The following is a 26,385-nucleotide window of genomic DNA, read 5'->3' as shown; positions in this document are numbered from 1 at the left end:
GAAATTGAAAGGTTTTTTATTTTTATCAAAACTTAACAATGCAAGAACTATCACTGTCCTCAAAACTAAAGTACATTTTCTCTATTCCCGTTATTATTTCGGCTCTTGGCTATTTCGTAGATATCTATGATCTTCTTCTGTTTGGGATTGTAAGGATTCCCAGTTTAAAAGCATTAGGGCTTAATCCGGATGCTGATGGAACATTCATACTGAATTGTCAGATGGTTGGACTTCTTATAGGAGGTGTATTCTGGGGAGTCTTCGGAGATAAAAAAGGAAGACTTTCCGTGCTTTTCGGTTCTATTCTTGTCTATTCCCTCGCAAATATTGCCTGTGGTTTTCTGCCTTATTTTCCAAAAGAGCATTTAGTGTATCAATATGCTGCTTTAAGGTTTATTGCAGGAATAGGTCTTGCCGGAGAACTTGGAGCAGGAATTACCCTGGTTTCTGAAAGTCTGCCGAAGAGTTTGAGAGCAATCGGAACTTCTGTAGTGGCCGGCTTTGGATTGATGGGTGCTGTTGTCGCCCAATTAACAGTAGAATTAGCCGGCGGATGGAACATTTCCTACATCATTGGCGGGGTAATGGGAATCCTGTTATTACTGCTGAGGATAAGTGTTTCAGAGTCAGGGATCTATAAAAATATTGAGCATAAAAATGTTTCCAAAGGAAACTTTCTGTCCTTTTTCACCAATAAGGACAGATTGATACGGTATCTGAAATGTATTGCTGTAGGATTGCCTACCTGGTATTGTATAGGGATTCTGGCTGTTTTAGCCAATCAATTTGCTCCTGAATTCGGAATAAAGGATCTCAGTCCCGGAAAAGCAATTATGTGGGCTTATGTAGGTATTTCTGTGGGGGATCTGATGAGTGGTTTTATTTCTCATGCTTTAAAATCGCGTAAGATGGCTATATTTTATATGCTTCTTTTTACTTTGGCAGGGGTAGGCATTATGTTGTTTGGAAACACCAATACGGAAACAAAATATTATTTATTCTGTGTATGGTTGGGCTTTGGTACCGGATATTGGGCGATGTTTGTCACTTTAGCAGCAGAACAGTTTGGAACGAATATCAGAAATACAGCTACCACTACTGTTCCCAATATGGTAAGAGGGTTGGTGCCTGTCATGATTCTGGGATTTGATTCTCTTAAAGGTAATTTTTCAGTAGTAGAAAGTGCTGCGATTGTAGGAGTGGTAGTATTCGGGTTGGCATTTTATTCTTCACTAACAATTTCAGAAACCCACGACAGGGATCTGGAGTTTACGGAATAAATGATATTTCATCCACTTTTATATCTATGAAATTGAGTTAATTAACATTTTTTTATGTGATGAATAATTTTTATTTATTTAATTTTAAAAATGAACTAACAAAATATATGTTTAATTAAAATCAAATCATCATGTCACAAAACATTTTTAAAAATGCCAAAAAGCTGGAAAGAGATTCTCTTAAAGATATTGTAGGAGGTGTTGGTGGTGTAGTCACCCCGGATCTTTCGAAATGTGGCTGTAGCTGTACAGGCGCAGTGACGGGCCCATCGTATTGTAAGGAATATAAAAGATGTCTGCAGGTCATGACTTGTTAAATGAAAATACTATTATTAATAAAAAACCTTTTGAGAAATCGAAAGGTTTTTTATTAAAACTTAAAAAATAGACCAGGATATTGACATTTCTTAGATAGCAGCTTTGGATTTATTTTCATTGATTTTACTGGCTGTTAAAGCTTATCTTATAAACTTTATTTTAATAGTTAGATTTAATTTGTTTAATAAATAAAGGTGGTTTTTTGTATTTTTTGATATATTAATTTATTTGTAATCAGTATTTTATTTAAAAAATTATTAAAATAAGTTGCGTGTAATTAATATTTGTTTAACTTTGGTAAGTAACTAAAACTATATTTTTTAATTAAAAAACTAAATCACATGAACATTTTTAAAAATGCAAAAAAGCTAAAAAAACAAGATCTTAAAAGTATTACAGGAGGAGTAAGCGGTAAACCGGATTTATCTCTTTGCGGATGCAGCTGTTCAGGTGCGGTGACAGGTCCTGACTATTGCTCAATATATATGGGTTGTCTGCAGGTTTATACTTGTGGTGAAGTATAGAAATTATTGAAATATGAAATAAACATTTCCACATTTAATAGGCAGCACCCTCCTGATTTCAGAAGGGTGCTGCTGCTTTTAGTGAATGATGTAAAGTAAACTTCCGATACTGATGGTCACCCACAACAATACAGCGGTAAGTAAAGGTTTAAAGCCTATCATTTTCAGGGTCTGGATAGAAAGGGTAGAACCAATAAAAAATAAGGTCAGGTTGAGTCCGGATTTTGCAAAAGAAGTAATTGCAGAGCTGAATTGATCCATAACAGGAAAATAAGTATTTAGCAGAATAGCCAGAATGAAATATCCGATGAACCACGGAATTTTAATTTTTGAATCTTTACTTTTAAAAATAAACATGGTAATAATGGAAACCGGAATAATCCATAAAGCACGGGCTAATTTAACGGTGGTAGCGATTTTTAAAGCTTCATTGCCATATTTACTGGCCGCTCCTACTACAGAACTCGTATCATGGATTCCCACTGCGCACCATAATCCAAACTGCTCCTGAGAAAGATGTAAAAGATGCCCGATAGCGGGATAAACGAACAGCGCAATGGAGTTTAATGTAAAAACAATGGCTAGTGCCAAAGAAATTTGCTTTGTGCTGGGCTTGATGATAGGAGAAACTGCAGCAATGGCACTTCCACCACAGATGGCAGTTCCGGCAGACAAAAGATAGGATAAAGGTCTTTCAAGTTTAAAGATCTTTCCTAAAAAATAGCCAAGAATCATTACACTGATAATACTTACAACAGTTAACATCAATCCTGTTTTTCCAGCATGAAGTGCCTCATCCAGCTTTAATCCAAAACCTAATCCGACAATAGAGATCTGTAAAAGCAGGTGAATATATTGATGTAAATGTTTTTCAAATGGATTTCCCATAAAAACAGCCAGAATAAAACCTAACGCCAGAGCAATGGGCGATGAAATAAGTGGAGTCAGACATAAAACTGACAGTCCAATGAAAATTACTTTTCGTGTTGTTTCATTAAGAATGAAATCTTTCATATTGTGAACTTTAATATGGGTCAAAATTCGGCAATATGTTATTATAAAGTAAATTGTATTTTGTTATATTGGATAACTATAAGTTATAAAGGATAAAGGATAAAGGATAAAGGATAAAGGATCTTGCCGTTAAACAACTATTAGCTATAACTATTACCCATTTGGATATCAACATCAATAGAGATGGGCTTTAGCCCATCTAAAAAAGTAATCCATCCATTTGGCTTTAGCCAAAACTTAAAAAATTAATGGGTTTTAATAAGTAAACTCCATATTTAAACTATCTATTGGCATAGTAAAAAATTATTCAGCAAATCTTAAAAACAGCTCTATCAATTCAGACTGTTCCCCTTTGGGAAGGATAAAATGGAAATCTCTTTCAATGCTGAAGTTTTTAATGTCAATCACTGTAAGAACATTATTTTTCAGTTCATTAAGAATGGTACTGATAGAAAGAAAGGCCATACAATCCGAATGAAGAAGATAATTTTTAATACTCTCACTGCTTCCCAATTGGATGACGGTATTCAGTTCATGGATGTTAATATCCTTTTCTTTTAACCGGTTTTGTATAAATTCAAGAGTTCCGGAGCCTTGTTCACGAAAAATAAGATTAATCTGATACAGGTCTTTTACTTGTAGTGTTTTATGAGCTAAAGCGTGGTCTGATCTGGCGGCAAGAACAATTTCATCAGGTTTGAATGTTTTATAATCAAAATAAGAAGATTGTGATTCCCCTTCAATAATACCCAAATCAATCTTTTCTTCTTTTAAAAGAGCAGAAATAGCTTCTGTATTTCCAGTCAGAAGCTCTATTTTAATGTCTTTATAATAGGCGTTGAACTTGGCCAGGATTTCAGGCAAAATATATTGGGCAACAGTGGTGCTGGCTCCAATAATAAGCTTTCCTTTATGCTGCTGATTGATCTGGCTGATCTCAAATTCCAGATCACGGTAGATGTTTCTGATCTTTTCAGCATATTCAAACAGGATTTTGCCACTTTGCGTCAATTGTATAGAAGTTCCTTTTCTGTCAAATAATTTGGTGCTCAGCTGTACCTCAATTTCTTTGATGTGTTTCGTAACTGCCGGCTGTGAAATGTGAAGCTCCTCAGAAGCCTTGGTAAAACTCAGTCTGGAAGCTACGGTATGGAAAACTTTTAACCTGTAATCGAACATATCGCAAAAGTACGGATTATAGTTGTATTTCGAGTAGGAGAGTTTATGATACCTGATGCTTGTTCTGAAATTGGAAAGTTTTAGAGCCTCAACGTTTGAGGGTGTGTTTTAACTCTTTTATACTTAATCATATTTGATGTGTGAAGGCTTTCCTTCGCTTGAGTGGAGGGAAAATTTAAAGAAGCTTTGGCAGGATGGTTAAAGAAATTCAGAAATAGATTTGTCCTGTTGGCTTTCATATCTTCTGTTTTTAGCTTCTCCGATTTTCTGTTTACTGTAAATACTGTTATGTCCCGAAAGAAGATAAGAAACCACACAGGCAATAGCAACATATACACCACATTCAGCCCCGAATAATTCAATTCCCATCAGCATGCAGGCTAATGGTGTATTGGTAGCTCCTGCAAATACAGCCACAAATCCCATGCCTGCCAATAACCCAAAAGGTAATGGGATAAACAGAGATAATGCACTTCCCAATGTAGCTCCGATAAAAAACAAAGGAGTAACTTCCCCTCCTTTAAAGCCTGCGGAAAGGGTAATGATCGTAAAAGCCATTTTCAGAGCAAAATCATACAATGGAAGCTGCTTTTCAAAAGATTCAACAATGACAGGAACTCCAAGACCAATATATCGTGTTGTGCCCATGAGCAGGACAGCCAGAGCAACAATAGCTCCACCAACAACCGGACGAAGCGGCGGGTATTTGATCTTTGATTTAAAAACAGAACCTGCCCAATGAATGGTTTTACTGAAAGCAGCCGCACAAATTCCAAAAGCAATTCCAGCTAAAATACTATAGAGAATCGGTAAAAGCTCTAGTTTAGGAATAAAATCAATATAATAATGAGTATGCTTTACATTCCATAGAGTTGTTGCCCAATCTGCTAGTATGGCTGATGCAAAAGCTGGGAATATTGCATTATACCGTATTCTTCCGATCAGGAAAACTTCAAGCCCGAAAACGGCCCCGGCTAATGGTGTTCCGAAAACAGAGCCAAACCCTGCGGCAATGGCAGAGATAATTAATATTCTTCTTTCATTCTGATCAAGCTTAAAAGGTTTACTGAACTGATCTGCAATAGCCGCTGCCATCTGAAGGGCTGTTCCTTCACGTCCTGCTGAACCGCCAAAAAAATGGGTGACAATGGTTCCCAAGTAAACAAAAGGAGCCATTTTAAAAGGTATAATTCCTTTCGATTCATGAATATTGTCAATCAAAAGATTATTTCCCGCTTCAACGTCCTTTCCCCAATAATAATAAATAAGTCCAATTAAAAAACCGGTAAGAGGAAGTAAAGCGATCAGCCATATATGACTTTCTCTGAAATTTGTAGCCCATTCCAAGGATTGCAAAAACCCAGCAGAAGCACTTCCAACCAGTGCCCCAATGATAATGCTGATGAGCAGCCATTTACCAATATAAGGAATTGCTGGAAATTTTCTGAAGAAAAATTGCGTGTGAAAAATTGCTTTTTGACCAAGTGTTCGTTGATGTTTTGACATAATAATCCTGATTAGTTATTCATTAATAATCTCTTAATCAGGCGTCATCAGCTTTTGTAAAGCGGTTGGGGAAGGAAGAACACCATTTCCTTTTGATGGAACAAAGATATAAATTAAGATTAAAAGATAAAAGATAAAAGATAAAAGATAAAAGATAAAAGATAAAAGATAAAAGATAAAAGATCTTGCCATTAAACAACTATTAGCTATAACCATTATCCATTCGGATATCAACATCAATAGGGATGGGTTTTAGCCCATCTGAAAAATTAACCCATCCATTGGCTTTAGCCAAAACTTAAAACATTTTAAATCTTTATATCATTTGGTATACCCTACGAAAACGAGATACCTAATTCTGAGATCTATTTCTTCATTCAATAGTCATCAAAATACATTTTACACCCACCTTAAATCTCAGTCTCCCTCCCTAAACTCCTACAAAAAAGGTTTCATCTCATCCTCAATCTGTGTTCGCAGCTCCATCAGACGTTTGGCATATTGTTCCTTTTGTTTCTCCTCTTCTGTTTCAGGAATCCATTTGGGTACTGGAAGCTTTTTACCGTTTTCATCTACCGCAACAAAAACGATAATACAGTGTGTCTTTTTATCAAAAGTAGGCTGCTTCAGGTTTCGGGAAAAGACATTGATAGAAATATGCATACTCGAGCTTCCGGTATAGATCACCTGAGCATCTACTTTTACCACTTCTCCAATTTTTATAGGTTCATAGAAACGGATTCCACCAACATACACCGTCACTGAATAATTTCCACTCCACGTGGTAGCACAAGCATAGCCTGCCTGATCAATCCATTTCATAACACTTCCGCCGTGTACATTTCCTCCATAGTTAACATCCGATGGTTCTGAAATAAACTGAAAAGTAATAGGTTTGTTCTGCATCTTTATAAAATTTGAATAAAGTTATTTAATAATTTCGAAAGTTTTAGATTAAATCCTACTTTTGAAAGACGAAATAATAATGAAGTAGAATTTTAACAAATAACTGACAAGAATAGCAATGAAGAAAGTATTTTATCTGAATACCTGTGATACCTGCAGAAAAATTTTAGCACAATTTGATCTTACGGACTGGGAGCTTCGTGAGATTAAAAAACAACCTATTACCAAAGAAGAATTAACAGAAATGCACAAACTGGCAAAGTCATATGAGGCATTGTTCAGTAGAAAATCTACTCAGATTAAGTTGAGAGGATTAGATGTAAAGTCTTTGGGAGAGAAAGATTTCAAAGAATTGTTATTGGATCACTACACCTTTTTAAAACGTCCTGTCTTCATAACAGACAAGGAAATTTTTATAGGAAATGATAAAACCAATATATCGGCTTTAAGAACATTCTTTGGAGTAGAAGAATAATGTTACTTAATAATTATAAGCTTGGGCTCCGTTTGCGGAGTCTTTTTTGTTTAAAACACTGATGTGTAGTGTTTTAAAGTTTTATTCTTATATTTAAATACCAAAAAATAGTATTATGAATCAAAACATTTTTAGAAGCCAAAAGCTTAACAGGGTAACATTAAAAGAAATTAAAGGGGGTGGAAAAGTCATTGTACCCAATTGCTATACACTTTGTGGTGAAGCAGGAGGTGTAGTTTCAAGCCATCCGGGAATAGGAGATATGTGTACCCCGGATAGATCGCTTTGCTGCTACTGCAGATAAGAAGAAAGAGATTGTAGAAATGCAGTCTCTTTTTGGTAGCAAAATGAAGGTTAAAAAAATCATCTTTACATAATTATTTTATTATGTTTTTTTTGTTATTTATGTTTTTTGGTGTTGTTATTTGATAATAATTTATTTTTTTATTGAAATGTGTTTTGGTTTTGTTTTTAAATTCTGTTTTTATTGAAATGTTTGTAAATTTGTTTTTGGTGAAATTATCAAATCTTTAAACACATTTAAACAACTCAATGATGGAAAAACAACTCAACCCGATCATTAAAGCGGTGCAAAGTCTAAGGAAACTTGCTGTAGACATTAAGACAACCAATAAAGAAATTCAAACCAATGATCAAAAAATAAGATCAAGAATCGAAGAATGCGGCAGGTTGATTGCAACAACGAAGGACAGCATGGTTATCAATTTATGGATAAGAGAGAAATCTAAGCTGACAGAAAATTCTGATACCCTTCTAGGTATTTTGGGAAAAATAGAAGAAAAATTTAGAAAAAAAGACACTACTGATCTGGTTCAAATCTGGTACTCTCATGAAGAGTATAAAACAATGGTATTGGATAACCTAATAGAAATGGAAAGGATAGGAATGGCCATTTTTGTAGATGATAATCTTCAAAAATGGGATGATAATTGGAAAGAAATCAAGAGTTCACTCGGTAAAATATTATCCATTTCTGAAACCTATCATCTCAAACTGAAAATGATGGAAGCACTGGAACCTAGTGAAATTGATCACTTAACGATGGATATTCTTAATCATATTCCCTGGAATTATTCGGATGATGAAGCTTGTAAATATGAACATGAATATCTTCTCGCTTACAATGAATTAAAAGAATCCCAGTCTAAGAAAAAAAATCTTTGGGATAAGATTTTAAACGTTTTAGCAGGAGGAATAGAAGAGACACCAGCTCATAGAGTTCAGATGAGAAGATGGATGGATGGAGAAGGAGGTACTGCGTAATCTGATATTGGTCTGTTCAAAAAATAATTGATAAAATAAAAACCGCAGAGAAATCTGCGGTTTTTATCTGTTTTTAGTATTTATACAAAAGGTGCTTTCACTACTTTTGCAGGAATATTCTTATTTCTTACCTGAATGAAGATTTCAGAACCTAATTTGAAATGAGGTTTGTCTACGTATGCAAGACCTAAACCTACTTTCTTCATTGGAGACTGAGTTCCGGAAGTTACTTTTCCGATTACATTTCCTTCAGCATCTACTACAGGATAGTCATGTCTTGGAACTCCTTTATCTGTTAATTCAAAAGCTACTAATTTTCTGGTAACACCTTCTTCTTTCTGTTTTGCGAAAGTATCTTTAGAAACAAAGTCTTTATCGAATTTAGTGATCCATCCTAAACCAGCTTCAATTGGAGAAGTAGTATCATCAATATCGTTTCCGTATAGACAGAATCCTTTTTCAAGTCTTAAAGTATCTCTGGCAGCCAATCCACAAGGAATAATTCCTTCCGCTTCACCAGCCTTCATTACTTCATCCCAAAGTTTTTCTGCATTGTCGTTTTTGAAGTAGATCTCAAAACCTCCGCTTCCAGTATATCCTGTATTGGAAATGATGACATCATGTACTCCTGCCACGCTTCCTACTGTAAAGTTATAGTAAGGAATTTCTGAAAGGTTTACTTCTGTAAGTTTTTGAAGGATTTCAGTAGCTTTAGGACCTTGAACTGCTAGTAATGACATGTCATCAGAAGCATTGGTCATTTTTGCTCCGAAAGTATTGTATTTTGAGATATGGTTCCAGTCTTTGTCAATATTGGAAGCATTTACCACTACGAAGTATTTGTCATCCTCTATTTTATAAACAATAAGGTCGTCCACGATTCCCCCGTTTTCGTTAGGAAGGCATGAGTACTGAGCTTTTCCGTTTTCAAGAGTATCTACATTGTTAGTCGTCACAAATTGTAAAAGATCTTTTGATCCCGGACCTTCGATGAAAAACTGCCCCATATGGGAAACATCAAACAATCCCGCTTTTTCTCTTACTGCAAAATGCTCTTCCGTTACTCCTGAATATTGTACAGGCATTTCAAAACCTGCGAAAGGTACGATCTTAGCTCCTAATGAAACATGTTTGTCGTACAAAGCTGTTTTCTTCATATTTAATTTTTATTTCTTTATTTTAAAACTGTTAAAAGTCTCATTAAATAGGGTCATATAGTTTCCGTTCCAGAATTTCTGGCCACAATTGATAGTGACCAGATACAAGTCTTTATCCTTTTGAAAAGCTCTTGTAACCCAGAAAAGTTTTTCTTTTTCATCAAAATATTCGTAGAAATATTCTGTATATCCTTTTTTACCTCTACTTTCCTTTACCTTTTTTTCCGCATCTTCAGATTTGTAAAGAGCCAGAATGAATTTTTTTGTTTCAGTCTTAGGAAGGTCCAGGTCATGGTATTCGGAAATGGTAATGGCGCCAATTTCACTTGTAGGGAAAATATTGATAATATCACTGTCATTGGTTGATTTCCACCCTTCAGGAACATTGATAGAGTAGTTGGCACTATCATAGGTTGCAGCCTTTTGAGCAAAAAACAAACTTCCTGATAGGATAGCAGTAAAGAGAAATATTTTTTTTATCATTAAAAATGGTGTTTGTATTCTTCAAGAATGATTTTAAACCACTCTGTAAAGTGTTCAGGATGTTCAGAAACCTCCTTGTTCAGATCTTCAAAAGAAATAAATCTTACTTCTTCCACTTCTTCTTTATTCAGATCAAAGCCAGACTCATAGCTGCCCACAAAAACATAATCAAGTTCATGCTCCCAAAGGCCGCCTCCTACATTTGCTTTATAAATAAAATTGAATTTTTCTGAAAGTTCCGCCTCTATTCCCAACTCTTCTTTTAATCTTCGTTGGGCTCCGGCCAGATAAGTTTCTCCGATTCTTGGGTGTGAACACACAGCATTGGTCCATTGATTGGGAGAATGGTATTTTCCGGAAGCTCTTTTCTGAAGAAGCATCTCTCCCTTACTGTTGAACAGAAATACGGAAAAAGCACGGTGTAATAGGCCATTAATATGAGCCTGTTGTTTCTCCATCAAGCCTAAAACGGCATCTTCAGGATTTACTAAAACTACTAATTCTTCCATTCCTACAAATGTAAGTGTAATAAATGTATTTTGGAAATTTTTAGGTAAACATTATATCATTTCGAATGGATAAAGAGAGAGAATAAAAAAACAACCTGAAAATCTATGCAGCATTCATTAGATTTCCAAATATTTTCTATTTCAATATCTAAACTAAAATTTAAAAAGAAAAATTTTAACTAGAAGTCATCAAATTACGAATAAAATATTTATATTATTTACTAAATAGCGATTTTTATAGTAAATTTTTAACTTAAACTCAAATTAATACACCTGATAGGTATAAAAGCCGTAACTTTGTTACTCAAATTTTCGTGATGGAATTAGAATACATAGAACACATCAGTCCTATTCTTAAGGATGGAGTTAAAAATTACTTAATTGATATAGACGGAACTATTACGGATGATGTTCCTAATGAAGAACCAGAAAGAATGGTTACCTGTGAACCATACCCGGATGCTTTGGAAACTATTAATAAATGGTATGATGAAGGGCATCAGATCTGTTTCTTTACCTCAAGAACCGAAAACCTGAAGCAAATTACCATCGATTGGTTAGATAAACACGGGTTTAAATACCACAGTGTACTTTGTGGAAAACCTAGAGGAGGAAATTATCACTGGATTGATAATCATTTGGTAAGAGCTACAAGATACAAGGGAAGATTTACAGACCTGGTAGAAAAGCAAGTAACCATTGAAGTGTTCAAAGAAGACGAAGAATAAATTTAATATAACGAAAGATTTAAAAATTGAATGGAGTATATCCTTTAATTTTTAAATCTTTCAACTTTTAAAACATAGTTGTATTTATGAAAGTTTTAGCTAATGACGGCCTAGACCAATCTGGAATTGATGCATTAACAGAAAAAGGATTCGAGGTGATTACTGCAAAAGTTCCACAGGAATTTTTAGTAGATTATATTAATGAGCACCAAGTTCGTACTTTATTGGTAAGAAGTGCTACGCAGGTGAGAAAAGATATTATCGATGGCTGCCCATCACTTGAAATCATCGGAAGAGGTGGTGTAGGGATGGATAATATTGATGTAGATTATGCAAGAGAAAAAGGGATTCATGTGATCAATACACCAGCAGCTTCTTCGGAATCGGTTGCAGAACTTGTTTTTGCACATTTATTTTCAGGAGCCAGATTCCTTCAGGATTCCAACAGAAAAATGCCGTTGGTAGGAGATACAGAGTTTGCTGGTCTTAAAAAAGCATATGCAGCGGGTATTGAATTGAGAGGAAAAACCATCGGAATAGTTGGAATGGGAAGAATAGGCCAGGAAGTAGCAAGAATTGCTCTTGGGCTAGGGATGAGAGTTGTTGCTGCAGATAATAATGTAGGAAGAGCAAGCATTAAAGTGAAGTTCTACAACAATCAGTTCATCAACGTAGATATAGAAACAGAACCTTTACAGGAAGTTTTAAAGCACTCAGATTTTATTACCCTTCACGTTCCGGCTCAGAAAGACGGGTATATGATCGGTAAGAATGAGTTTGAAATCATGAAAAATGGGGTAGCTATTGTCAACTGTTCAAGAGGCGGAGTGATTGATGAAGCAGCTTTGATTGAAGCGTTGGATTCCGGTAGGGTGAGATTTGCGGGACTTGATGTTTTCATCAATGAGCCAACACCTTCTAAAGAAATTCTGAATCATTCTAAAATCTCTCTGACGCCGCACACAGGGGCGTCTACATTGGAGGCTCAGGATAGAATCGGGCTTTCTTTGGCAGATCAGATTTCAAGCATTTTACAGATCCAGTAATTGATTAATAAGATAAAAGTAAAAGCACCTTCGCATGAAGGTGCTTTTATATTTTAAACTGTTAAATGAACAGGTTATATATTGTTTTTGCTTTTCAGTAAATCTCTGATTTCAGCCAATAGCTTTTGATCCTCGGTAGGCCCTGCAGGAGCAGGTGCCTCTTTTTTGTTCACTTTATTGGCACCTTTAATGATAAAGAAAAGAACCATAGCAATACACAAAAAGCTGATCACTGCAGACAGGAAGTTTCCATAAGCAACCCCATTCCAGGTAAGTTTAGCGATATTTTCTGCTCCTGCCGCTTTAAGTGCAGGATTTAAGATCAAAGGAGTGATAACATCTTCCACTAAAGATGAAACAATTTTACCAAATGCTGCACCAATGATGACACCGACAGCAAGATCGAGAACATTTCCTTTAAAGGCAAACTCTTTAAATTCCTTAACAAATCCCATAATTTATATTTTTTTAATTAGTATATACACAAAAATATAATTAAAAAATGTAAAAAACACTACTTTTTGTGGTTTTTTATTCTCTAAAAGTGGACTTTTATCCTAAATTCATATTATCTGTTTTTAATAGAAATCGTAACTTTAACCTTATATTTTATATCATTAATGATCGCCCTGTATTTTTGTTACCTGGGCTTTATCATAATGAAATATCTTTTGTAATTTATTTAAAAGCCAAATGCACGCATGAAAGTCTTCAGTGCTGAACAAATTCGAAGTTGGGATCAATTTACGATTACCCATGAGCCAATATCTTCTGTTCAATTGATGGAAAGAGCCTCAGTAGCTGTAGCTGATTGGATATCTGAGCATTGTAAAGTTCATAGAAAGGCTATGCTGTTTTGTGGAAATGGGAATAATGGCGGTGACGGGTTAGCAGTAGCAAGGATGCTTTATCTAAAAGGATTTGATGTAGATGTGTTCATTAATGATCTCAAAGGAAGGTTTTCCGAAGATGCTATTGTGAACCTTAAAAGATTAAGTGGGATCTCCGGAATTTCTGTCTGGAATTTTAATCAGCTTGAACAGTATAGCTTTGATGATAAAACGATTATTATTGATGCGCTTTTCGGAACCGGGCTGTCAAGACCTTTGGTTGATGAGTATAAAGAGTTAGTAGATTGGATCAATACAAAAGAAAATATTAAGATTTCAATTGATGTTCCATCCGGGCTTTCTTCTGATGGGCTTTGGGTTAATGACCCTATCGTTTTAAAAGCAAATTACACCCTAAGCTTTCAATGCTGGAAACGGAGTTTTCTCCATCCGGAAACAGGAAAATATTGCGGAAAAGTGATCATTCTAGATATTGGACTTGATGAAGATTATAATGAATCCACTGAAACAGATTATTTTGTAATAGATGACTCCTTTGCGGAAGTTCTTTTTAAACCCCGGAATGATTTTGCCCACAAAGGAAATTACGGTAAAGCTATGATTGCTGGGGGGAGCTATGGAAAGATTGGAGCTGCAGTATTGGCCACAAAATCAGCCTTGAAAACAGGTGCCGGACTTACTTTTGCATTGGCTCCTCAATGTGGATATGAGATATTACAGACATCTTGTCCTGAAGCCATGTTTATAGAAGGTGGACTGCAATTTATTAAGGATTTTGATATTGAAAAAGGTATAACTATAGGAATTGGTCCCGGCTTGGGAACGCATGAAGAAACGAAGAAAGGACTTTCGAATTTCCTTAAAGACTACCAGAATCCATTAATATTGGATGCTGATGCATTGAATATTATTTCTGAAGATCAGAAAAATCTTCAGCTAATTCCTGAAAAATCGATTATAACACCCCATCCCAAAGAGTTTGAAAGACTGTTCGGAAAGACTGAAAACTCTTTTGAAAGATTAGAGTTGGCGAGGGAAAAAGCGAAAGAACTCCATATTTATATTGTATTAAAAGATCATCATACACAAGTGGTGACTCCTGAAGGAAATGTTTATTATAATCTGACAGGAAATGCTGGGCTTGCCAAAGGGGGAAGCGGTGATATCTTGACCGGGATTCTGACCTCACTTCTGGCACAAGGGTATTCCGAAAAAGAGACTTGTATCCTGGGAGTCTGGCTCCATGGGAAAGCTGCTGATTTTGCAGCAGAAAAATATTCAAAAGAATCTATGCTTCCTACAGGTGTAATTGACGAATTAGGAAATGTTTTTATTGAATTAAACAGGAGAGCAGAAAGAAGGCTGTGAATTAAGCTTAAATGTAAAAAGGCAAATCTGTAATGAACAAATTTGCCTTTTTTATTTTTAAAACAAAGAGTTTTTATTACTCTGGTTTTTCGTTTTCTGCCTGCGTAATTTTAAATTTCTTGGATATAATCATGATGATCACCCCGGCAATCATAAATGGAATTGATAAAACCTGGCCGGTATTTAAACCTCCGATTTGGATAAACTCATCACCTTGAGGCTCTTTAAGGAATTCAACAAAGAATCTGATTGCCCAAAGAATGATGAAGAATAAGCCGAATAGCCATCCTTGCTGATATTTTTTATTCGTTTTTCTATAAAGGATCCATAACAAAACAAATAGGGTAACATATCCTACAGCTTCAAATAACTGGCTTGGATAACGGGGAACAGTAAGTCCATATTCACTACTTTGTTGTGGGAAAAGCAAAGCAAACGGAGAGTTAGGATCAGCAGGTTTTCCTACAATTTCGGAATTGAAGAAGTTCCCCATTCTTACAAAAGCACCTCCTAAAGCTACTACGATACCTAATCTGTCATATACCCAGAAAGGATTTTTTTTGATGATTTTATAAGAATAGTAAAGAGTGGTAAGAATTAAGGCAATTGTTGCTCCATGGCTCGCTAAGCCGGAAAACCCGGTGAATTTAATCCCGTTTTTGGTACTGATGGGTAAAAATACACTCCAGAAATCTTCTTTGAATAACTCAGGTTGATAAAAAATAACGTGTCCTAATCTTGCTCCAAGGATCGTTCCTATCAATGTCCACGTGAAAAGAGGTTCAAGATATTTCTGGTTAACATTGTCAATTTTAAAGATTCTGGTCATTAAAATATACCCGAAACCAAATGCAAAGACAAACATTAAACTATAAAAGTGTAAGGTAAAAAACCAGATATGAATACCTTTTGAAGGATCCCAGATTTTAAAAGAGGTTTTAAGTTTTACTTGATCAGTATCGGAGATTGGTTTTGCAGATTTTACCGCATATTTAAAAGTGGCAATATTGTCCTTGGTAGGCGGAGTATTAATCAGTTTAAAGTTTTTATCAAAGAACTGGTATTGTGATTCTTTAAATCTTGCCAATGTAGAAGATGCACCATAGCTGTAATTAGCAGGCTCAAAATTGGATTCATTAAGGATGACAAGGACGTTCTCTTTAATTTCTCTGTCCGGAAACGCTGCAAGGTCTCCTAATTCTGTGGTAGAATAGATTTTTACTGGAGTATTGTTTCCATTGATATCTAAAGTTCCGTCAGATAAACCCCCAGGGTATTCCTGTGCAAAAAGACATTGTGTAACCAATGCAAATATGACAAGGTAAATTCTGAAAAAAGTAGTACTCATTTTTCTATTGATTTAATAGTTTGTTTTTATTGATGCTTGTGTTTGGGTGGAACAGGGTCATAGCCGCTTCCTCCCCACGGATGACACCTTAAAATCCTTTTAAATCCCAGCCAAAAACCTTTGAATATACCATGAACCTGTAATGACTCTATCATATAATGAGAGCATGTAGGCTCGTAACGGCAATTTTTAGGAAGTAAGGGCGAGATGAACCATTGGTAAAATTTTATCAAAATTACCATAGGAAATGTAATGATTTTATTGAATGTTAGTTTCAAAACAATGCAAAAATAGGGTAAAAAAATGAAAATTAGTTTAATTTTGTTAGAAGTTTCAGAGCATAGAAATCTGAAATATTGATCTAAAAAAAATAAAAGTACTTTGAATCAAAATATTCCATTAGCCGAGAAATTAAGACCCAAAACCCTGGATGAAGTTTTAGGGCAGGAACATCTTACCGGTGAAAAAGGGACGATCAGGAAAATGATCGAAAATAATACCCTGAATTCCCTGATCTTTTGGGGACCTCCGGGAACAGGAAAAACCACGATGGCAGAAATTATTTCTGAAAGTTCAGGAAGGAAATTTTATAAGCTTTCCGCTGTTTCTTCCGGAGTGAAAGATGTTCGTGATGTGATTGAAGATGCTAAAAAGCAGAATTTGTTTTCCGGGAAATCTCCCATTTTATTTATTGATGAAATTCATCGTTTCAATAAATCCCAGCAGGACTCACTGCTGCACGCTGTAGAAAAAGGCTGGGTTGTTTTGATAGGAGCTACAACAGAAAATCCAAGCTTTGAAGTCGTTTCCGCTTTATTGTCCAGAAGTCAGGTGTATATTCTGAAAGCTTTAAGCTATGAGAAACTGGAAGAACTTATTGATATTGCATCTGGGAGATATAATAAAGATGAAGGAACTGATTTTGTCATTCTTGAAAAAGAAGCACTTATCCAGTACTCTGGTGGGGATGCCAGAAAACTCATTAATTCTGTAGAACTGGTTTTGAATCAGTATAAAAATACAGATACTAAGGAGATTATCAATTCGGATGTGCTGGAAGTTCTCCAGGAAACCATGGCCTTGTATGATAAGAATGGCGAGCAGCATTATGATATCATTTCTGCTTTTATCAAGTCGATGCGTGGAAGTGATCCTAATGGAGCTGTATATTGGCTGGCAAGAATGCTTGTTGGAGGTGAGGATATTAAGTTTATTGCAAGAAGAATGCTCATTCTGGCGGCAGAAGATATAGGGCTGGCCAATCCTAATGCATTGGTTATTGCTAATAACTGTTTTCAGGCTATTAATGTGATTGGAAATCCCGAGGCAAGAATTCTTCTAAGTGAAACAGCTGTATATCTCGCGGTTTCTCCTAAGAGTAATTCGACATATATGGCTATTAACGAAGCCATGGCTTTGGTGAAACAAACGGGGAATTTGCCTGTACCTCTTCATTTAAGAAATGCACCTACCAAACTCATGAAGGATCTGGATTACGGGAAAGAATATAAATATGCCCATTCCTATGAAGGTAATTTTGTAGACCAGGATTTTCTTCCTCAGGAGATCAAAGAGGTGAAACTGTATGAACCTGGAAATAACGCTACAGAAAAAAAGATTTATGAAGAACTGAAGAAGAAGTGGGGAAATAAATATTAAATAAAAAGGATAGCATGAAAATGCTATCCTTTTGGTATGGTTACAATTACTGTGTTGTGTAGATAAAGAAAGTTGGCTTTCCGTTGTAGTCCTTTTTCTCTGTTTTTGCAATAATGCTGGTAAATATTTTAGTAGATGAATCTGTAAATTCATGGTTGTCAATAAAAACAGAATTATCTGCAGGAATATCATTTTGCTTGTTCAGCTGTGCGAATGACATCCTATCAAGGCCATTCTTTTTATTAATTTTGTATACAGTAACTCCGTTAGTGAAAACAGAACTGTATTTTTGTAAACTGGCAGGAAGACTTGCTGCGCTATTATAGACTTTTAGGACCTGCGCATGAGCTTCTTTTGATTTGAACAGGTCTTCTGTTCCAATCATATTGTCAGCAACTGCAAGCTTTTTCTGTGCAAATAAGGTTGCAGATGAGAGTATTAAAAAAGAGTAGAGTAATTTTTTCATAATCAGAATATGTAACTGTTAAAAACGTGATAAATATAGTTATTTTTTATAAAATGTGAATTAAATATTGAAATGTTTTACATTTTATTTAGAAATAAAAACTTTTAATCTAATTATAAATCCTTGTTTTCATCCTTTTTTTCTTTATTGTCAACCATGTTTTTGATCACATTCTTAAGGCGCTGAAAAGTAAATGAACTTAATAGCAGGATCACTCCAAGAACAATGAAAGCACTGATTCTTGAAATATTGTCCATTTGCCAGACGTCATACCCGTACAGTTTTAGAACCATTAAGCCGATCAAAGCAAAACCAACCTTGTTATATTCCTGGATGTTTTTTCTTAATCCTGTATAAATAAATATACTGGCCAGAATGGTCCAAATGATTGGCAGATAAAGAATATTGAAATGGTTTTTTACCATATAAGAATCTGCTGCATCAGGAGATAAAGTTAATACATACAAATGATGAAGTTCAAAGCTTATGGAAACAATGAACGCCAGAGAAATAATCCAATATGATATTTTCGATTGATGGAATCTTGTGTCAGGAATTATTTTTAAAGATAGATATAGGAATGGGATCCATTGAAGGACATGTACAATATAAAAACTACTGTGAAGCTGTTTTGATAAAATAGCAGTAACAACTGATGAGGTAACAGCAGAAATGTTAATCATAATAAGGAAAAAGAACAGGTAAATCAATCCCGTTTGAAGATCATTGGCGATACTCAATTTTTTTCTGAAGATTAATAAGGTGAAGATATAATAAATGCTGTATAATAATGCTACATTGACTATTGCAGGCCAAGGCAAGCTGTTGATATGGTAAATGATTTCAAGAAGTATAGCGGTGTAGATCACTCCATAACTTGCGGCTGAAATAAGATCTTCAAAAAAAGTATTGGTTTCTGTTTCTGTTTTTTTGCTGGTGTTCTTTAATAAATATAAATTGATCCCAATAGAAACAATCGTTACCAGACTGGTTAGAAATACAGGATTGAATACAATACTAAGGCTTTTGGCATTGAAATATTCGCACCATGTAATAAGCTGAGCGAAAATAACCAAAGGGAAAAGAATATGAAAGCATGTTTTGAAAATTTTATGGCCCGTTTTTTTCCAAATAAAAAGAAGCAGGGTAGTTTCTATAGCCCAAACACTGGTAATAAGATGGGCTTTAAACTGTAAAGCAGTAGCTATTGTAATAAGGCTGACCGTTATTCCTGCGAAAACAGAAAAAGAAGTCCCGAAATTTCTTTTTCCATATTCCCTGAAAAGGAAAATGGTATTTACACAAGCGAAAATAAGTGGAAATATAATGACAGGTTCATATTGTAATTCATTAAAGATATAAGTAAGTCCTATAATGCTTGAACCATTAATAAAAGCAAGCATTAAAATATCTTGTACAGAAAGTTCATTTTTTCTGAAATAATCCTGAAGCGCGAAAATGTAGAAAATAATATAGCTGATAAGATAAAAAGTAATGCTTAAAAGTGCAGGCTGATCGGCGGTCCAGTAAAAAAGATAAATGCTGGTGAAGGTAAGTGCTGTCCAGCCAACACTTTTCCAGTGTTGAAGAAAGGCGGCAACAAGCATCCCGATATTTAAGAGGGTAAGGTAAGTAAAAAGAAATAAATAGTTGCTTTCTCCTGTGCTAATCATCAGAGGAGCTGTGAAACCGCCTATCAATGAAAAGATGATTAGAATTTCACTTTTGTAATAATAAGATAAGGCGATAGAAATAGCAGTAATTACTGAAGTAATGATAAATGCTGTATTTTGGGTAAAAAGATGATATTCTCTGAAAGCAATGGTGATGGTAAAATATAAAACAGCAATTCCTCCTCCGGTAATGATAGATGCGAATGTTTTATAGTTCTTTCTGAGAAAATGTCCTGTAAGTATTATAATTGCTCCGGTACAAAGACCAATTCCCGCTCTTGCAGTTTCTCCGATCCAGTTTTTATCAATGGCATATTTTACAAAATAGCCTATTCCTAATACTAAAGTAAAAATACCAATAACAGTAAGGATATTTTGCTTTAAAAATTCAAAAATGGGATTAAGCCAGTCTTTTTGAATGATGGAGGAATGTTCCGGGTTTTCATTTGAAGTTAGAACTTCCCTGCGAGGTTCATAGATGGATGTTTGAGATGGGGTAATATTTTCTTCAACAGAGGTTGCTTCCTGGGTTATCTCAGGTTGTACAGTCTTTTTATTTATTCTGGAGCTAAGATCTGATACCTCTTTTTCAAGTTTCCTGATTTTGGTGCTCAGGTTATTGAAAATAATGGCAATTATTATAATCAGGATAACCGCAAGATACTCATTCATTATATAGTTTTTATCAAATATAAAGAAATTTAAAATGGGGTTTAAAAATTAACCCATCGCAATATAGGCGATGGGCTAACGATATAGATAACTAACAATATGTCTGTGTTAATTGGATATTTTATAGATATAGAATGAGGTGGTACTAGAACTTAGCACATTTAAATCTAGCCCACCACCTACAACGCCAAATGAAATTTTATCTCCTGCCTGAAAAGAATAGATAGAAGATATATTTGATTCGGATATCGTTATATTGATTAAAGCGGCTAGACTGATACCGGTAAATGTGCGGGTGTCTATAATGGTAGTTACGCCACCTCTTGTTCTTCCTATTCCAATACCGGGAGCGTTACTTAGTAAAGATGCTACTAACCCTTGCCCATAACGGAGTGAAAATCCTATGGCATATACTCCGGTTGTGGGGATAGTATAGGTTCCATCAGAGTCATTAAATAAAGCTGCACTGCCTATGGTTCTTTCTGTAGTAAGAAAGTTGATAGTTTTAAATGTATTTACTGGGAATCCTATGTCGATCAGAGTAAGGCCAGATGTTTTTTTTGCAGAATAAACACTGGTGTTAACATTTGAAGCTGCTATTATTAATTGAGGATCCATGGCGAATACTTCAGTAGTTCCTGTATCTTGAGCTAAAAGCTTGTATCCTGTCACTGTATTTGCGGCTGGGGTAGTTCGAACTCTCATATTTCCATTAACATCCAGCGTTGCTGTTGGTGTTGACGTATTAATTCCTACTTGGGAAAACAATGGCAAGGTTGCGCATGCCAGTATTAAGCTGTAAAGATTAGTTTTCATGATCAAGATTTTTATTTAGTTAATAGCAAATATACAATAAATATTACACTCTGTATTGTGAAATCTTTACTTTTAATGTTAATATGATGTAATATATTTAAACATATGTTTATATATTGATATATATTATTACATATTTTAATTACGATTTATTTTTTATATTATTTGTATAAGTCGATGGATACGAGGGTTTTAGTAAATGAAATTATCTCTTTTGTGTGGGTTATTATTTTTGAGTTATAGGTAGTTACTGATCATTTTTTCAGTGATCAGGCACTCCTTTTTTTCATGAAAAAAAGCACAGTTGGAGTAACTGTGCTTTTTAATTCGATCGGTAAATCGGTTTATTTTTAGCTTTCTAAAAGAAATTCTTTATAATTTCCAAGGAAATCAACATCTGCATTGATGGATTCGAGTTCCTTCAAAGCATTCCCATGAAGTACTTCTTCCCAAGGGCCTTCTACATTAATGAAGAAGAAATAATTGCCCAATCCGGTCTTTAATGTTCTGGATTCAATTTTGCTGAGGTTCATCTTTCTCCATGCAAAAACAGACAAAACCTGGTGCAGTCCTCCCGGATGATCTTCAGGAAGGGTTATCAGCATTCCTGATTTTTCTCCAAGGGTTTCAAGCTGGCTGTTATCATACCGGTTTTGAAGCTTTGATATAACAATAAAACGGGTATGGTTTTGTTCAAAATCCTGGATATTACGATTGATGATTTTCAAACCATATAAATTAGCAGCAAACTGATTGGCAACCGCAGCAATTTTAGAATCTTTGTTTTCAGAAACAAATTTAGCCGCAGCAGCAGTAGAAGAAAAATCCTGCTTGGGAACTTCTTTATAATGCGTGTCTAAAAAATGAAAACTTTGAGCTAATGCTTGCGGGTGTGAGTAAATCCTTTCTATTTCCTCAATAGAATTGTCAGGATGAATCATAAGATGGTGGGCAATAGGCATTACTGCTTCTGCTTCAATTTTAATAGACGGTGTCTTATACAAGTAATCCAGCGTCATTGATACGGTTCCTTCTATGGAATTTTCCAAAGGAACAACGGCTTTAAGTGCCTCTCCGCTCTCTACTGCTCCAAAACAGTCCAGGATGCTGGCTTGTGGTAAAAGCTCATCATCAGGAAAAAGTTGTGCGGCAGCAAGCTGGGTAAAGCTGGCGTGAGGCCCCAAAAATGCAATCTTCATAAAGTAAATATATAAGGTATTATTATTTTTGAAAGACAAAGGTGCGAATTATAGTCCAAAATTCAAGAGGAACTTCAGGATTAATGTTCAAAGCTTGAATCTCCTGTCTCTGATCTTGATCATTATAAGTTGTCATCTGCTGGTTCTTTCCAATTCGCTTCGATCATGTCCATCAGAAAGTCTGGACATTTAATGATTTTATTGGTTTTGGCATCTAAAAAGAAGAGAGTAGTGGAGGCCTCAGTAATTTTAATATGCTCTTCATTGTAAATTTCATACTCAAATTCAATTCTTACACCAGGAATTTTTTTTACATAAGTATGAATTTCTAGTTTTTGATCATATAAAGCTGGACGGATATACTTAATTTTGTAGTCTGAAACAGGCAGCCAAATTCCTTGGTTTTCAATTTCATCGTATGAAATTCCGATGTTTCTGAAGAGCTCAACCCGGCCCACTTCAAAGTACTGAGCATAGTTACCGTAATATACATATTTCATGGGGTCTGTTTCAGCGTAACGTACTCGTATTGAGTGTGTTGTGTGTATCATTTTAGGTCTTAAATTATACATACAAATATATTTTTAAATAATCAATACCTGCAATATTTTTTTTTAAAAAGAAAAAATTGGACCTTTGTCTCCCTTCTAAAAACAGTACAAACAAAAGAATAATCAGGGCATAAAAATGGATGACAATTTAATGATGATATGGCAGAAGTGCCTTCAGTTTATGCGCGATAACTTGAACGCAGCTGAAGATAATTCTGACCTGAAAAAACTTGAAAAATCTTTCGATATGTTATTTGATAAGGTACAGCCACTTTCATTAGTGTCTAATAACCTTACATTGATCGTACCGAGCGATTTTTACAAGGAATATATAGAGGATAACTACTTGTCCTTACTTTCTGCTGCCCTGAAGAAAAATGTAGGAAAAGGAGTTAAATTATGGTACTCTGTAATGGAGAACAGACCAAAAGGTGAAGAAAAGCCGGTTACCATGAATATGAAGGGACAAAGTGTTCCTACTCCAAAAACACAGGAAACAATGCCACAAGGATTCTCAGCTAATATTGTAAACCCTTTTGTGGTCCCTGGAATTAGAAAAGTAAATATTGATTCTAATCTGAAACCAGATTATTCTTTTGATAGCTATGTAGAAGGAGAAAGCAACAAATTCGCTGCAACTGTAGCTAGATCTATTGCAAAGAGACCAGGAGCTACAGCATTCAACCCATTATTCTTATATGGAGGTTATGGAGTTGGGAAAACACACTTAGGCCAGGCAGTTGGTCTTGAAGTAAAGAATCAGTTTCCGGACAAGGTAGTTCTTTACTTATCTTCAGAAAAATTTATCCAGCAGTTTATTTCTGCAGCGAAAGCACATAAGCAGACAGAGTTTGCCAACTTCTATCAAATGGTAGATGTATTGATTATTGATGATATTCAGTTCTTATCAGGAAAATCAGCAACACAGGACAGTTTCTTCCATATTTTTGATCACCTGCATCAAAATGGAAAGCAGATTATCCTTACTTCTGATAAAGCACCTGCAGATATTATGGATATTCAGGACAGGATTGTTTCCCGTTTCAAATGGGGACTTTCTGCAGAAATCAAATCTCCGGATTTATCTACAAGAAGACAAATCATTGAAGACAAACTAAGCAGAGACGGGATTGTACTTCCTGGAGACATGCTTGACTTCCTTGCTGTTGAAACGAAAACAAACGTAAGAGAATTAATCGGGGTTATTAACTCGGTAATTGCATATTCTACAGTATATAAGAGAGATTTAAGTCTTGAATTATTAAAAGAAACCATCAACAGAATTGCAGCCAACCAAAAGAAGGTGATCAATATTCCTTATATTCAGGAAGTGGTTTGCGATTATTTTGGAATCAAAAAAGAGCAGCTTCTGTCCAAAACAAGAAAAAGAGAAATCGCTTTACCAAGACAATTGGCCATGTATTTCTCTAAAGAGTTTACCAACTCTACATTCACTAAAATTGGTGAAGAAATGGGTGGAAAAGACCATTCTACAGTAATGTATGCTTGTGACACGATCAAGGATGTGTCTAAAATAGATAAAGAAATCAAGAAATACGTTAAAGATCTTACCGAAAGAATTAAGCAGTAGGATGATCTTAAGCTAAAATATTTAAAAATGAAGAATAGTTGTATTCTTCATTTTTTATTTAGTTTTGTTGAAGCAATACATATTGATTGCAGTTTAATTTATTAAATATCAGATTATGAATATCCTGATGGTTTGCCTTGGAAATATATGCAGAAGCCCTTTAGCAGAAGGAATTATGAAATCAAAAGTACCAGAAAGCTTTATGGTAGATTCTGCTGGAACAATTTCTATGCATGAAGGTGAACATCCGGATAAGAGAGCCATTAAAACTGCGGCCAACCATAGTATTGATATTTCCAAGCAAAGGTCAAGACCTATTACTAGAGCAGATTATGAAACTTTTGATAAGATCTACTGTATGGATATAGATGTGCTTGAAGATGTTGTTTCCAAAGCTAAAAATGAAGAAGAACGCCAAAAAATATCATTATTTCTGGAGGTATTGGGAGATCATAACAATGCTGAGGTTCCGGATCCTTATTGGGGAGATATGAATGATTTCGAAAATGTTTTCCAGCTTTTGGAAAAGGGATGTGATGCTATCAGAAACCAAATCCTAATACCATAACCATGAAAAAACTACTATTATTACTTATTGTAAGCTTTAATTTTTGTTTTGCACAAACCAAGGATGAAACAGAAATACGTAAAGTAATGAATGACTTTATGGAAAGCATTAAAACCAGAGATGAAACCAAGTATCTGTCTTTATTCCAGGAACCAGTGCTCTGGACGGGAATTTATAAAGACAGAACAAAGGCGAAACGTCTGGAGAAAAATCCCAAGGCAGAATATTATTTTGCTGATGATTATAAAGCTTTCATCAAAGGCTTTAAAGATGATAAATCCGAAGAAAAATTTGACAATATTAAAATCGTTGAAGATGGAGCCGTAGCTTCTGCCAATTTCGATTACAGTTTTTGGTATGACGGTAAAATGGAAAACTGGGGAAAAGAAATCTGGACATTGATGAAAATCAATGGAATCTGGAAAATAACCTCTGTTACATTTTCTATGGATCTTGCAAAATATTTCCCACAACCATCACTAAACGAAAGAACTAAAAAATAAAACAATGCTTTTTTTACTCCCTGCTTATTTATCAGAAAACACTTCTATTACCCATTTTGCACCTGTTATTAAGGAATATATCATGCAAACGGACTATTTCTTCGTGGAAAATGAAAAAACGGCCAGAAAGGTTGTTAAATTCTTTGCTCCCGAAAAAAAGCAGGCAGATTTGAAACTGTTTTTACTGGATAAGTATACCGAAAATGCCGATATCAAAGAAGCTCAACAGCTGATGTTGAAAGGGCAGGATTTCGGATTGCTTTCAGAAGCAGGACTGCCATGTATTGCAGACCCGGGAAATCTGATGGTGAAATGGTGTCATGAGAAAAACATTCAGGTAGTTCCTATTTCAGGACCTTCATCTATTATTTTGGCTTTAATATCAAGTGGGTTTAACGGACAAGAATTTACTTTTAACGGGTATCTTCCGATTGAGAAAGGAGAGAAAAAGAAGCAGATTCAGCATCTGGAAAGCCTGGTACAGAAAACAGGATATTCCCAGATTTTTATGGAAACTCCTTACAGAAATAATCAGCTTATTGAAGACCTTACTAAGTTCCTGTCTCCTAATACCAAGCTTTGTATCGCTGCCAATATCAATGATCCGGAGCATGAGTTTATCAAGACAAAAACGATTAAAGACTGGCAAAAACAAAAGCCTGAACTCCATAAAGTGCCTGCTGTATTTGTATTAGGAAAATAAAAAATCAA

General features: G+C 35.1%; 29 protein-coding genes and 1 riboswitch. Of the genes, 14 read left to right on the top strand and 15 right to left on the bottom strand.

The window, feature by feature from the left end; all coding sequences use genetic code 11:
- Window positions 1-38: 38 nt before the first annotated feature.
- The 3 genes from AC3HD6_RS14010 (at window position 39) to AC3HD6_RS14000 (ending at window position 2,122) form a co-directional block, all read left to right on the top strand.
- Window positions 39-1,280 (top strand): MFS transporter, encoded by a 1,242-nt coding sequence (locus tag AC3HD6_RS14010; RefSeq protein ID WP_488896897.1) that lies wholly within the window; start codon window positions 39-41, stop codon window positions 1,278-1,280.
- 131 nt (window positions 1,281-1,411) lie between these two features.
- A complete protein-coding gene (locus AC3HD6_RS14005; RefSeq protein WP_068942570.1) occupies window positions 1,412-1,597 on the top strand; it encodes a hypothetical protein in 186 nt (61 codons plus the stop codon).
- Between the two features lie 342 nt (window positions 1,598-1,939).
- Window positions 1,940-2,122, top strand: a complete 183-nt coding sequence (locus AC3HD6_RS14000) for a hypothetical protein (protein WP_068942571.1) — start codon at window positions 1,940-1,942, stop codon at window positions 2,120-2,122.
- Window positions 2,123-2,200: 78 nt separating this feature from the next.
- Here AC3HD6_RS14000 and AC3HD6_RS13995 read toward each other — a convergent pair whose 3' ends face one another.
- The 4 genes from AC3HD6_RS13995 to AC3HD6_RS13980 form a co-directional block, all read right to left on the bottom strand.
- A complete protein-coding gene (locus AC3HD6_RS13995) occupies window positions 2,201-3,136 on the bottom strand; it encodes a YeiH family protein (protein ID WP_488896896.1) in 936 nt (311 codons plus the stop codon).
- A gap of 303 nt (window positions 3,137-3,439) precedes the next feature.
- Window positions 3,440-4,315: a LysR substrate-binding domain-containing protein gene (locus AC3HD6_RS13990; protein ID WP_488896895.1), complete on the bottom strand. Its 876-nt coding sequence runs from the start codon at window positions 4,313-4,315 to the stop codon at window positions 3,440-3,442.
- Window positions 4,316-4,513: 198 nt separating this feature from the next.
- Window positions 4,514-5,821, bottom strand: a complete 1,308-nt coding sequence (locus AC3HD6_RS13985; protein WP_488896894.1) for a voltage-gated chloride channel family protein — start codon at window positions 5,819-5,821, stop codon at window positions 4,514-4,516.
- Between the two features lie 31 nt (window positions 5,822-5,852).
- Window positions 5,853-5,920, bottom strand: a riboswitch (Fluoride riboswitch).
- A 339-nt stretch (window positions 5,921-6,259) separates the two neighbouring features.
- Window positions 6,260-6,727: an acyl-CoA thioesterase gene (locus AC3HD6_RS13980; protein WP_068942579.1), complete on the bottom strand. Its 468-nt coding sequence runs from the start codon at window positions 6,725-6,727 to the stop codon at window positions 6,260-6,262.
- Window positions 6,728-6,845: 118 nt separating this feature from the next.
- Here AC3HD6_RS13980 and AC3HD6_RS13975 point away from each other — a divergent pair, with 118 nt between their 5' ends.
- From AC3HD6_RS13975 to AC3HD6_RS13965, 3 genes are all read left to right on the top strand, one after another.
- Entirely contained in the window at window positions 6,846-7,202 is a 357-nt protein-coding gene (locus tag AC3HD6_RS13975; protein ID WP_488896893.1) for an arsenate reductase family protein, read from the top strand.
- Between the two features lie 115 nt (window positions 7,203-7,317).
- Window positions 7,318-7,506, top strand: coding sequence for a hypothetical protein (locus tag AC3HD6_RS13970; protein ID WP_488896892.1), 189 nt, complete (start codon window positions 7,318-7,320; stop codon window positions 7,504-7,506).
- A 251-nt stretch (window positions 7,507-7,757) separates the two neighbouring features.
- A complete protein-coding gene (locus AC3HD6_RS13965; RefSeq protein WP_488896891.1) occupies window positions 7,758-8,486 on the top strand; it encodes a hypothetical protein in 729 nt (242 codons plus the stop codon).
- 80 nt (window positions 8,487-8,566) lie between these two features.
- On the opposite strand, the gene gcvT is transcribed toward AC3HD6_RS13965, so the two are convergent.
- The 3 genes from gcvT to idi are packed head-to-tail and all read right to left on the bottom strand — an operon-like array spanning window position 8,567 to window position 10,635.
- Entirely contained in the window at window positions 8,567-9,643 is a 1,077-nt protein-coding gene (gcvT, locus tag AC3HD6_RS13960; RefSeq protein WP_488896890.1) for a glycine cleavage system aminomethyltransferase GcvT, read from the bottom strand.
- Window positions 9,644-9,652: 9 nt separating this feature from the next.
- Entirely contained in the window at window positions 9,653-10,126 is a 474-nt protein-coding gene (locus tag AC3HD6_RS13955; protein ID WP_488896889.1) for a hypothetical protein, read from the bottom strand.
- Entirely contained in the window at window positions 10,126-10,635 is a 510-nt protein-coding gene (gene idi / locus AC3HD6_RS13950) for an isopentenyl-diphosphate Delta-isomerase (protein WP_488896888.1), read from the bottom strand. Before idi ends, AC3HD6_RS13955 begins: the two co-directional genes overlap by 1 nt.
- A 317-nt stretch (window positions 10,636-10,952) precedes the next feature.
- On the opposite strand from idi, the gene AC3HD6_RS13945 reads away from it, so the two are divergent.
- On the top strand, window positions 10,953-11,363 hold the full coding sequence (locus AC3HD6_RS13945) for an LNS2 domain-containing protein (RefSeq protein WP_066698346.1): 411 nt from the start codon (window positions 10,953-10,955) through the stop codon (window positions 11,361-11,363).
- Window positions 11,364-11,449: 86 nt separating this feature from the next.
- Entirely contained in the window at window positions 11,450-12,409 is a 960-nt protein-coding gene (locus tag AC3HD6_RS13940; RefSeq protein WP_488896887.1) for a D-2-hydroxyacid dehydrogenase, read from the top strand.
- 74 nt (window positions 12,410-12,483) lie between these two features.
- On the opposite strand, the gene mscL is transcribed toward AC3HD6_RS13940, so the two are convergent.
- Window positions 12,484-12,864, bottom strand: a complete 381-nt coding sequence (mscL, locus tag AC3HD6_RS13935) for a large conductance mechanosensitive channel protein MscL (protein ID WP_123908262.1) — start codon at window positions 12,862-12,864, stop codon at window positions 12,484-12,486.
- A gap of 246 nt (window positions 12,865-13,110) precedes the next feature.
- Here mscL and AC3HD6_RS13930 point away from each other — a divergent pair, with 246 nt between their 5' ends.
- The gene (locus AC3HD6_RS13930; protein ID WP_488896886.1) at window positions 13,111-14,628 is read left to right on the top strand and encodes an NAD(P)H-hydrate dehydratase; all 1,518 of its coding nucleotides are present in this window, start codon (window positions 13,111-13,113) and stop codon (window positions 14,626-14,628) included.
- A gap of 76 nt (window positions 14,629-14,704) precedes the next feature.
- Here the strand turns inward: AC3HD6_RS13930 and lgt are convergent, their stop codons facing one another.
- Together lgt and yidD are read right to left on the bottom strand one after the other, a co-directional pair.
- Window positions 14,705-15,553 (bottom strand): prolipoprotein diacylglyceryl transferase, encoded by an 849-nt coding sequence (lgt, locus tag AC3HD6_RS13925; RefSeq protein WP_488897056.1) that lies wholly within the window; start codon window positions 15,551-15,553, stop codon window positions 14,705-14,707.
- A gap of 449 nt (window positions 15,554-16,002) precedes the next feature.
- Entirely contained in the window at window positions 16,003-16,218 is a 216-nt protein-coding gene (gene yidD, locus AC3HD6_RS13920; protein WP_045502213.1) for a membrane protein insertion efficiency factor YidD, read from the bottom strand.
- Between the two features lie 139 nt (window positions 16,219-16,357).
- Here yidD and AC3HD6_RS13915 point away from each other — a divergent pair, with 139 nt between their 5' ends.
- The gene (locus AC3HD6_RS13915) at window positions 16,358-17,635 is read left to right on the top strand and encodes a replication-associated recombination protein A (protein ID WP_488896885.1); all 1,278 of its coding nucleotides are present in this window, start codon (window positions 16,358-16,360) and stop codon (window positions 17,633-17,635) included.
- 46 nt (window positions 17,636-17,681) lie between these two features.
- Here AC3HD6_RS13915 and AC3HD6_RS13910 read toward each other — a convergent pair whose 3' ends face one another.
- The 5 genes from AC3HD6_RS13910 to AC3HD6_RS13890 form a co-directional block, all read right to left on the bottom strand.
- Entirely contained in the window at window positions 17,682-18,101 is a 420-nt protein-coding gene (locus tag AC3HD6_RS13910) for a hypothetical protein (RefSeq protein WP_488896884.1), read from the bottom strand.
- 113 nt (window positions 18,102-18,214) lie between these two features.
- Entirely contained in the window at window positions 18,215-20,446 is a 2,232-nt protein-coding gene (locus AC3HD6_RS13905) for a DUF2339 domain-containing protein (RefSeq protein WP_488896883.1), read from the bottom strand.
- A gap of 108 nt (window positions 20,447-20,554) precedes the next feature.
- On the bottom strand, window positions 20,555-21,262 hold the full coding sequence (locus tag AC3HD6_RS13900; RefSeq protein WP_488896882.1) for a hypothetical protein: 708 nt from the start codon (window positions 21,260-21,262) through the stop codon (window positions 20,555-20,557).
- Between the two features lie 350 nt (window positions 21,263-21,612).
- On the bottom strand, window positions 21,613-22,461 hold the full coding sequence (pheA, locus tag AC3HD6_RS13895) for a prephenate dehydratase (RefSeq protein WP_488896881.1): 849 nt from the start codon (window positions 22,459-22,461) through the stop codon (window positions 21,613-21,615).
- Between the two features lie 122 nt (window positions 22,462-22,583).
- Window positions 22,584-23,012: an acyl-CoA thioesterase gene (locus tag AC3HD6_RS13890; protein ID WP_488897055.1), complete on the bottom strand. Its 429-nt coding sequence runs from the start codon at window positions 23,010-23,012 to the stop codon at window positions 22,584-22,586.
- A 136-nt stretch (window positions 23,013-23,148) separates the two neighbouring features.
- Between AC3HD6_RS13890 and dnaA the strand changes: the two genes are divergently transcribed.
- From dnaA to AC3HD6_RS13870, 4 genes are all read left to right on the top strand, one after another.
- Window positions 23,149-24,603 (top strand): chromosomal replication initiator protein DnaA, encoded by a 1,455-nt coding sequence (gene dnaA / locus AC3HD6_RS13885; protein WP_045495212.1) that lies wholly within the window; start codon window positions 23,149-23,151, stop codon window positions 24,601-24,603.
- A gap of 115 nt (window positions 24,604-24,718) precedes the next feature.
- Window positions 24,719-25,171: a low molecular weight protein-tyrosine-phosphatase gene (locus tag AC3HD6_RS13880; RefSeq protein WP_488896880.1), complete on the top strand. Its 453-nt coding sequence runs from the start codon at window positions 24,719-24,721 to the stop codon at window positions 25,169-25,171.
- Between the two features lie 2 nt (window positions 25,172-25,173).
- Complete coding sequence (locus tag AC3HD6_RS13875) at window positions 25,174-25,674, top strand: DUF4440 domain-containing protein (RefSeq protein ID WP_488896879.1); 501 nt, start codon at window positions 25,174-25,176, stop codon at window positions 25,672-25,674.
- A 4-nt stretch (window positions 25,675-25,678) separates the two neighbouring features.
- The gene (locus AC3HD6_RS13870) at window positions 25,679-26,377 is read left to right on the top strand and encodes an SAM-dependent methyltransferase (RefSeq protein WP_488896878.1); all 699 of its coding nucleotides are present in this window, start codon (window positions 25,679-25,681) and stop codon (window positions 26,375-26,377) included.
- Window positions 26,378-26,385: the final 8 nt, after the last annotated feature.

This window comes from Chryseobacterium sp. II3a, assembly GCF_057815135.1.
The sequence above is the reverse complement of the archived record's forward strand: the minus strand, read 5'-3'. Positions and strand labels throughout refer to the sequence as shown.

Coding starts and splice junctions, on each gene's coding strand:
- AC3HD6_RS13990 (WP_488896895.1), bottom strand. CDS start 4,315: ATGTTCGATTACAGGTTAAAAGTTTTCCATACCGTAGCTTCCAGACTG.
- AC3HD6_RS13980 (WP_068942579.1), bottom strand. CDS start 6,727: ATGCAGAACAAACCTATTACTTTTCAGTTTATTTCAGAACCATCGGAT.
- AC3HD6_RS13905 (WP_488896883.1), bottom strand. CDS start 20,446: ATGAATGAGTATCTTGCGGTTATCCTGATTATAATAATTGCCATTATT.
- AC3HD6_RS13880 (WP_488896880.1), top strand. CDS start 24,719: ATGAATATCCTGATGGTTTGCCTTGGAAATATATGCAGAAGCCCTTTA.
- yidD (WP_045502213.1), bottom strand. CDS start 16,218: ATGGTAATTTTGATAAAATTTTACCAATGGTTCATCTCGCCCTTACTT.
- AC3HD6_RS13890 (WP_488897055.1), bottom strand. CDS start 23,012: ATGATACACACAACACACTCAATACGAGTACGTTACGCTGAAACAGAC.
- mscL (WP_123908262.1), bottom strand. CDS start 12,864: ATGGGATTTGTTAAGGAATTTAAAGAGTTTGCCTTTAAAGGAAATGTT.
- AC3HD6_RS14000 (WP_068942571.1), top strand. CDS start 1,940: ATGAACATTTTTAAAAATGCAAAAAAGCTAAAAAAACAAGATCTTAAA.
- AC3HD6_RS13970 (WP_488896892.1), top strand. CDS start 7,318: ATGAATCAAAACATTTTTAGAAGCCAAAAGCTTAACAGGGTAACATTA.
- pheA (WP_488896881.1), bottom strand. CDS start 22,461: ATGAAGATTGCATTTTTGGGGCCTCACGCCAGCTTTACCCAGCTTGCT.
- AC3HD6_RS13940 (WP_488896887.1), top strand. CDS start 11,450: ATGAAAGTTTTAGCTAATGACGGCCTAGACCAATCTGGAATTGATGCA.
- AC3HD6_RS13900 (WP_488896882.1), bottom strand. CDS start 21,262: ATGAAAACTAATCTTTACAGCTTAATACTGGCATGCGCAACCTTGCCA.
- AC3HD6_RS13975 (WP_488896893.1), top strand. CDS start 6,846: ATGAAGAAAGTATTTTATCTGAATACCTGTGATACCTGCAGAAAAATT.
- AC3HD6_RS13945 (WP_066698346.1), top strand. CDS start 10,953: ATGGAATTAGAATACATAGAACACATCAGTCCTATTCTTAAGGATGGA.
- AC3HD6_RS14005 (WP_068942570.1), top strand. CDS start 1,412: ATGTCACAAAACATTTTTAAAAATGCCAAAAAGCTGGAAAGAGATTCT.
- AC3HD6_RS13910 (WP_488896884.1), bottom strand. CDS start 18,101: ATGAAAAAATTACTCTACTCTTTTTTAATACTCTCATCTGCAACCTTA.
- AC3HD6_RS13870 (WP_488896878.1), top strand. CDS start 25,679: ATGCTTTTTTTACTCCCTGCTTATTTATCAGAAAACACTTCTATTACC.
- AC3HD6_RS13965 (WP_488896891.1), top strand. CDS start 7,758: ATGGAAAAACAACTCAACCCGATCATTAAAGCGGTGCAAAGTCTAAGG.
- AC3HD6_RS14010 (WP_488896897.1), top strand. CDS start 39: ATGCAAGAACTATCACTGTCCTCAAAACTAAAGTACATTTTCTCTATT.
- dnaA (WP_045495212.1), top strand. CDS start 23,149: ATGGATGACAATTTAATGATGATATGGCAGAAGTGCCTTCAGTTTATG.
- gcvT (WP_488896890.1), bottom strand. CDS start 9,643: ATGAAGAAAACAGCTTTGTACGACAAACATGTTTCATTAGGAGCTAAG.
- AC3HD6_RS13985 (WP_488896894.1), bottom strand. CDS start 5,821: ATGTCAAAACATCAACGAACACTTGGTCAAAAAGCAATTTTTCACACG.
- idi (WP_488896888.1), bottom strand. CDS start 10,635: ATGGAAGAATTAGTAGTTTTAGTAAATCCTGAAGATGCCGTTTTAGGC.
- AC3HD6_RS13875 (WP_488896879.1), top strand. CDS start 25,174: ATGAAAAAACTACTATTATTACTTATTGTAAGCTTTAATTTTTGTTTT.
- AC3HD6_RS13930 (WP_488896886.1), top strand. CDS start 13,111: ATGAAAGTCTTCAGTGCTGAACAAATTCGAAGTTGGGATCAATTTACG.
- AC3HD6_RS13995 (WP_488896896.1), bottom strand. CDS start 3,136: ATGAAAGATTTCATTCTTAATGAAACAACACGAAAAGTAATTTTCATT.
- AC3HD6_RS13955 (WP_488896889.1), bottom strand. CDS start 10,126: ATGATAAAAAAAATATTTCTCTTTACTGCTATCCTATCAGGAAGTTTG.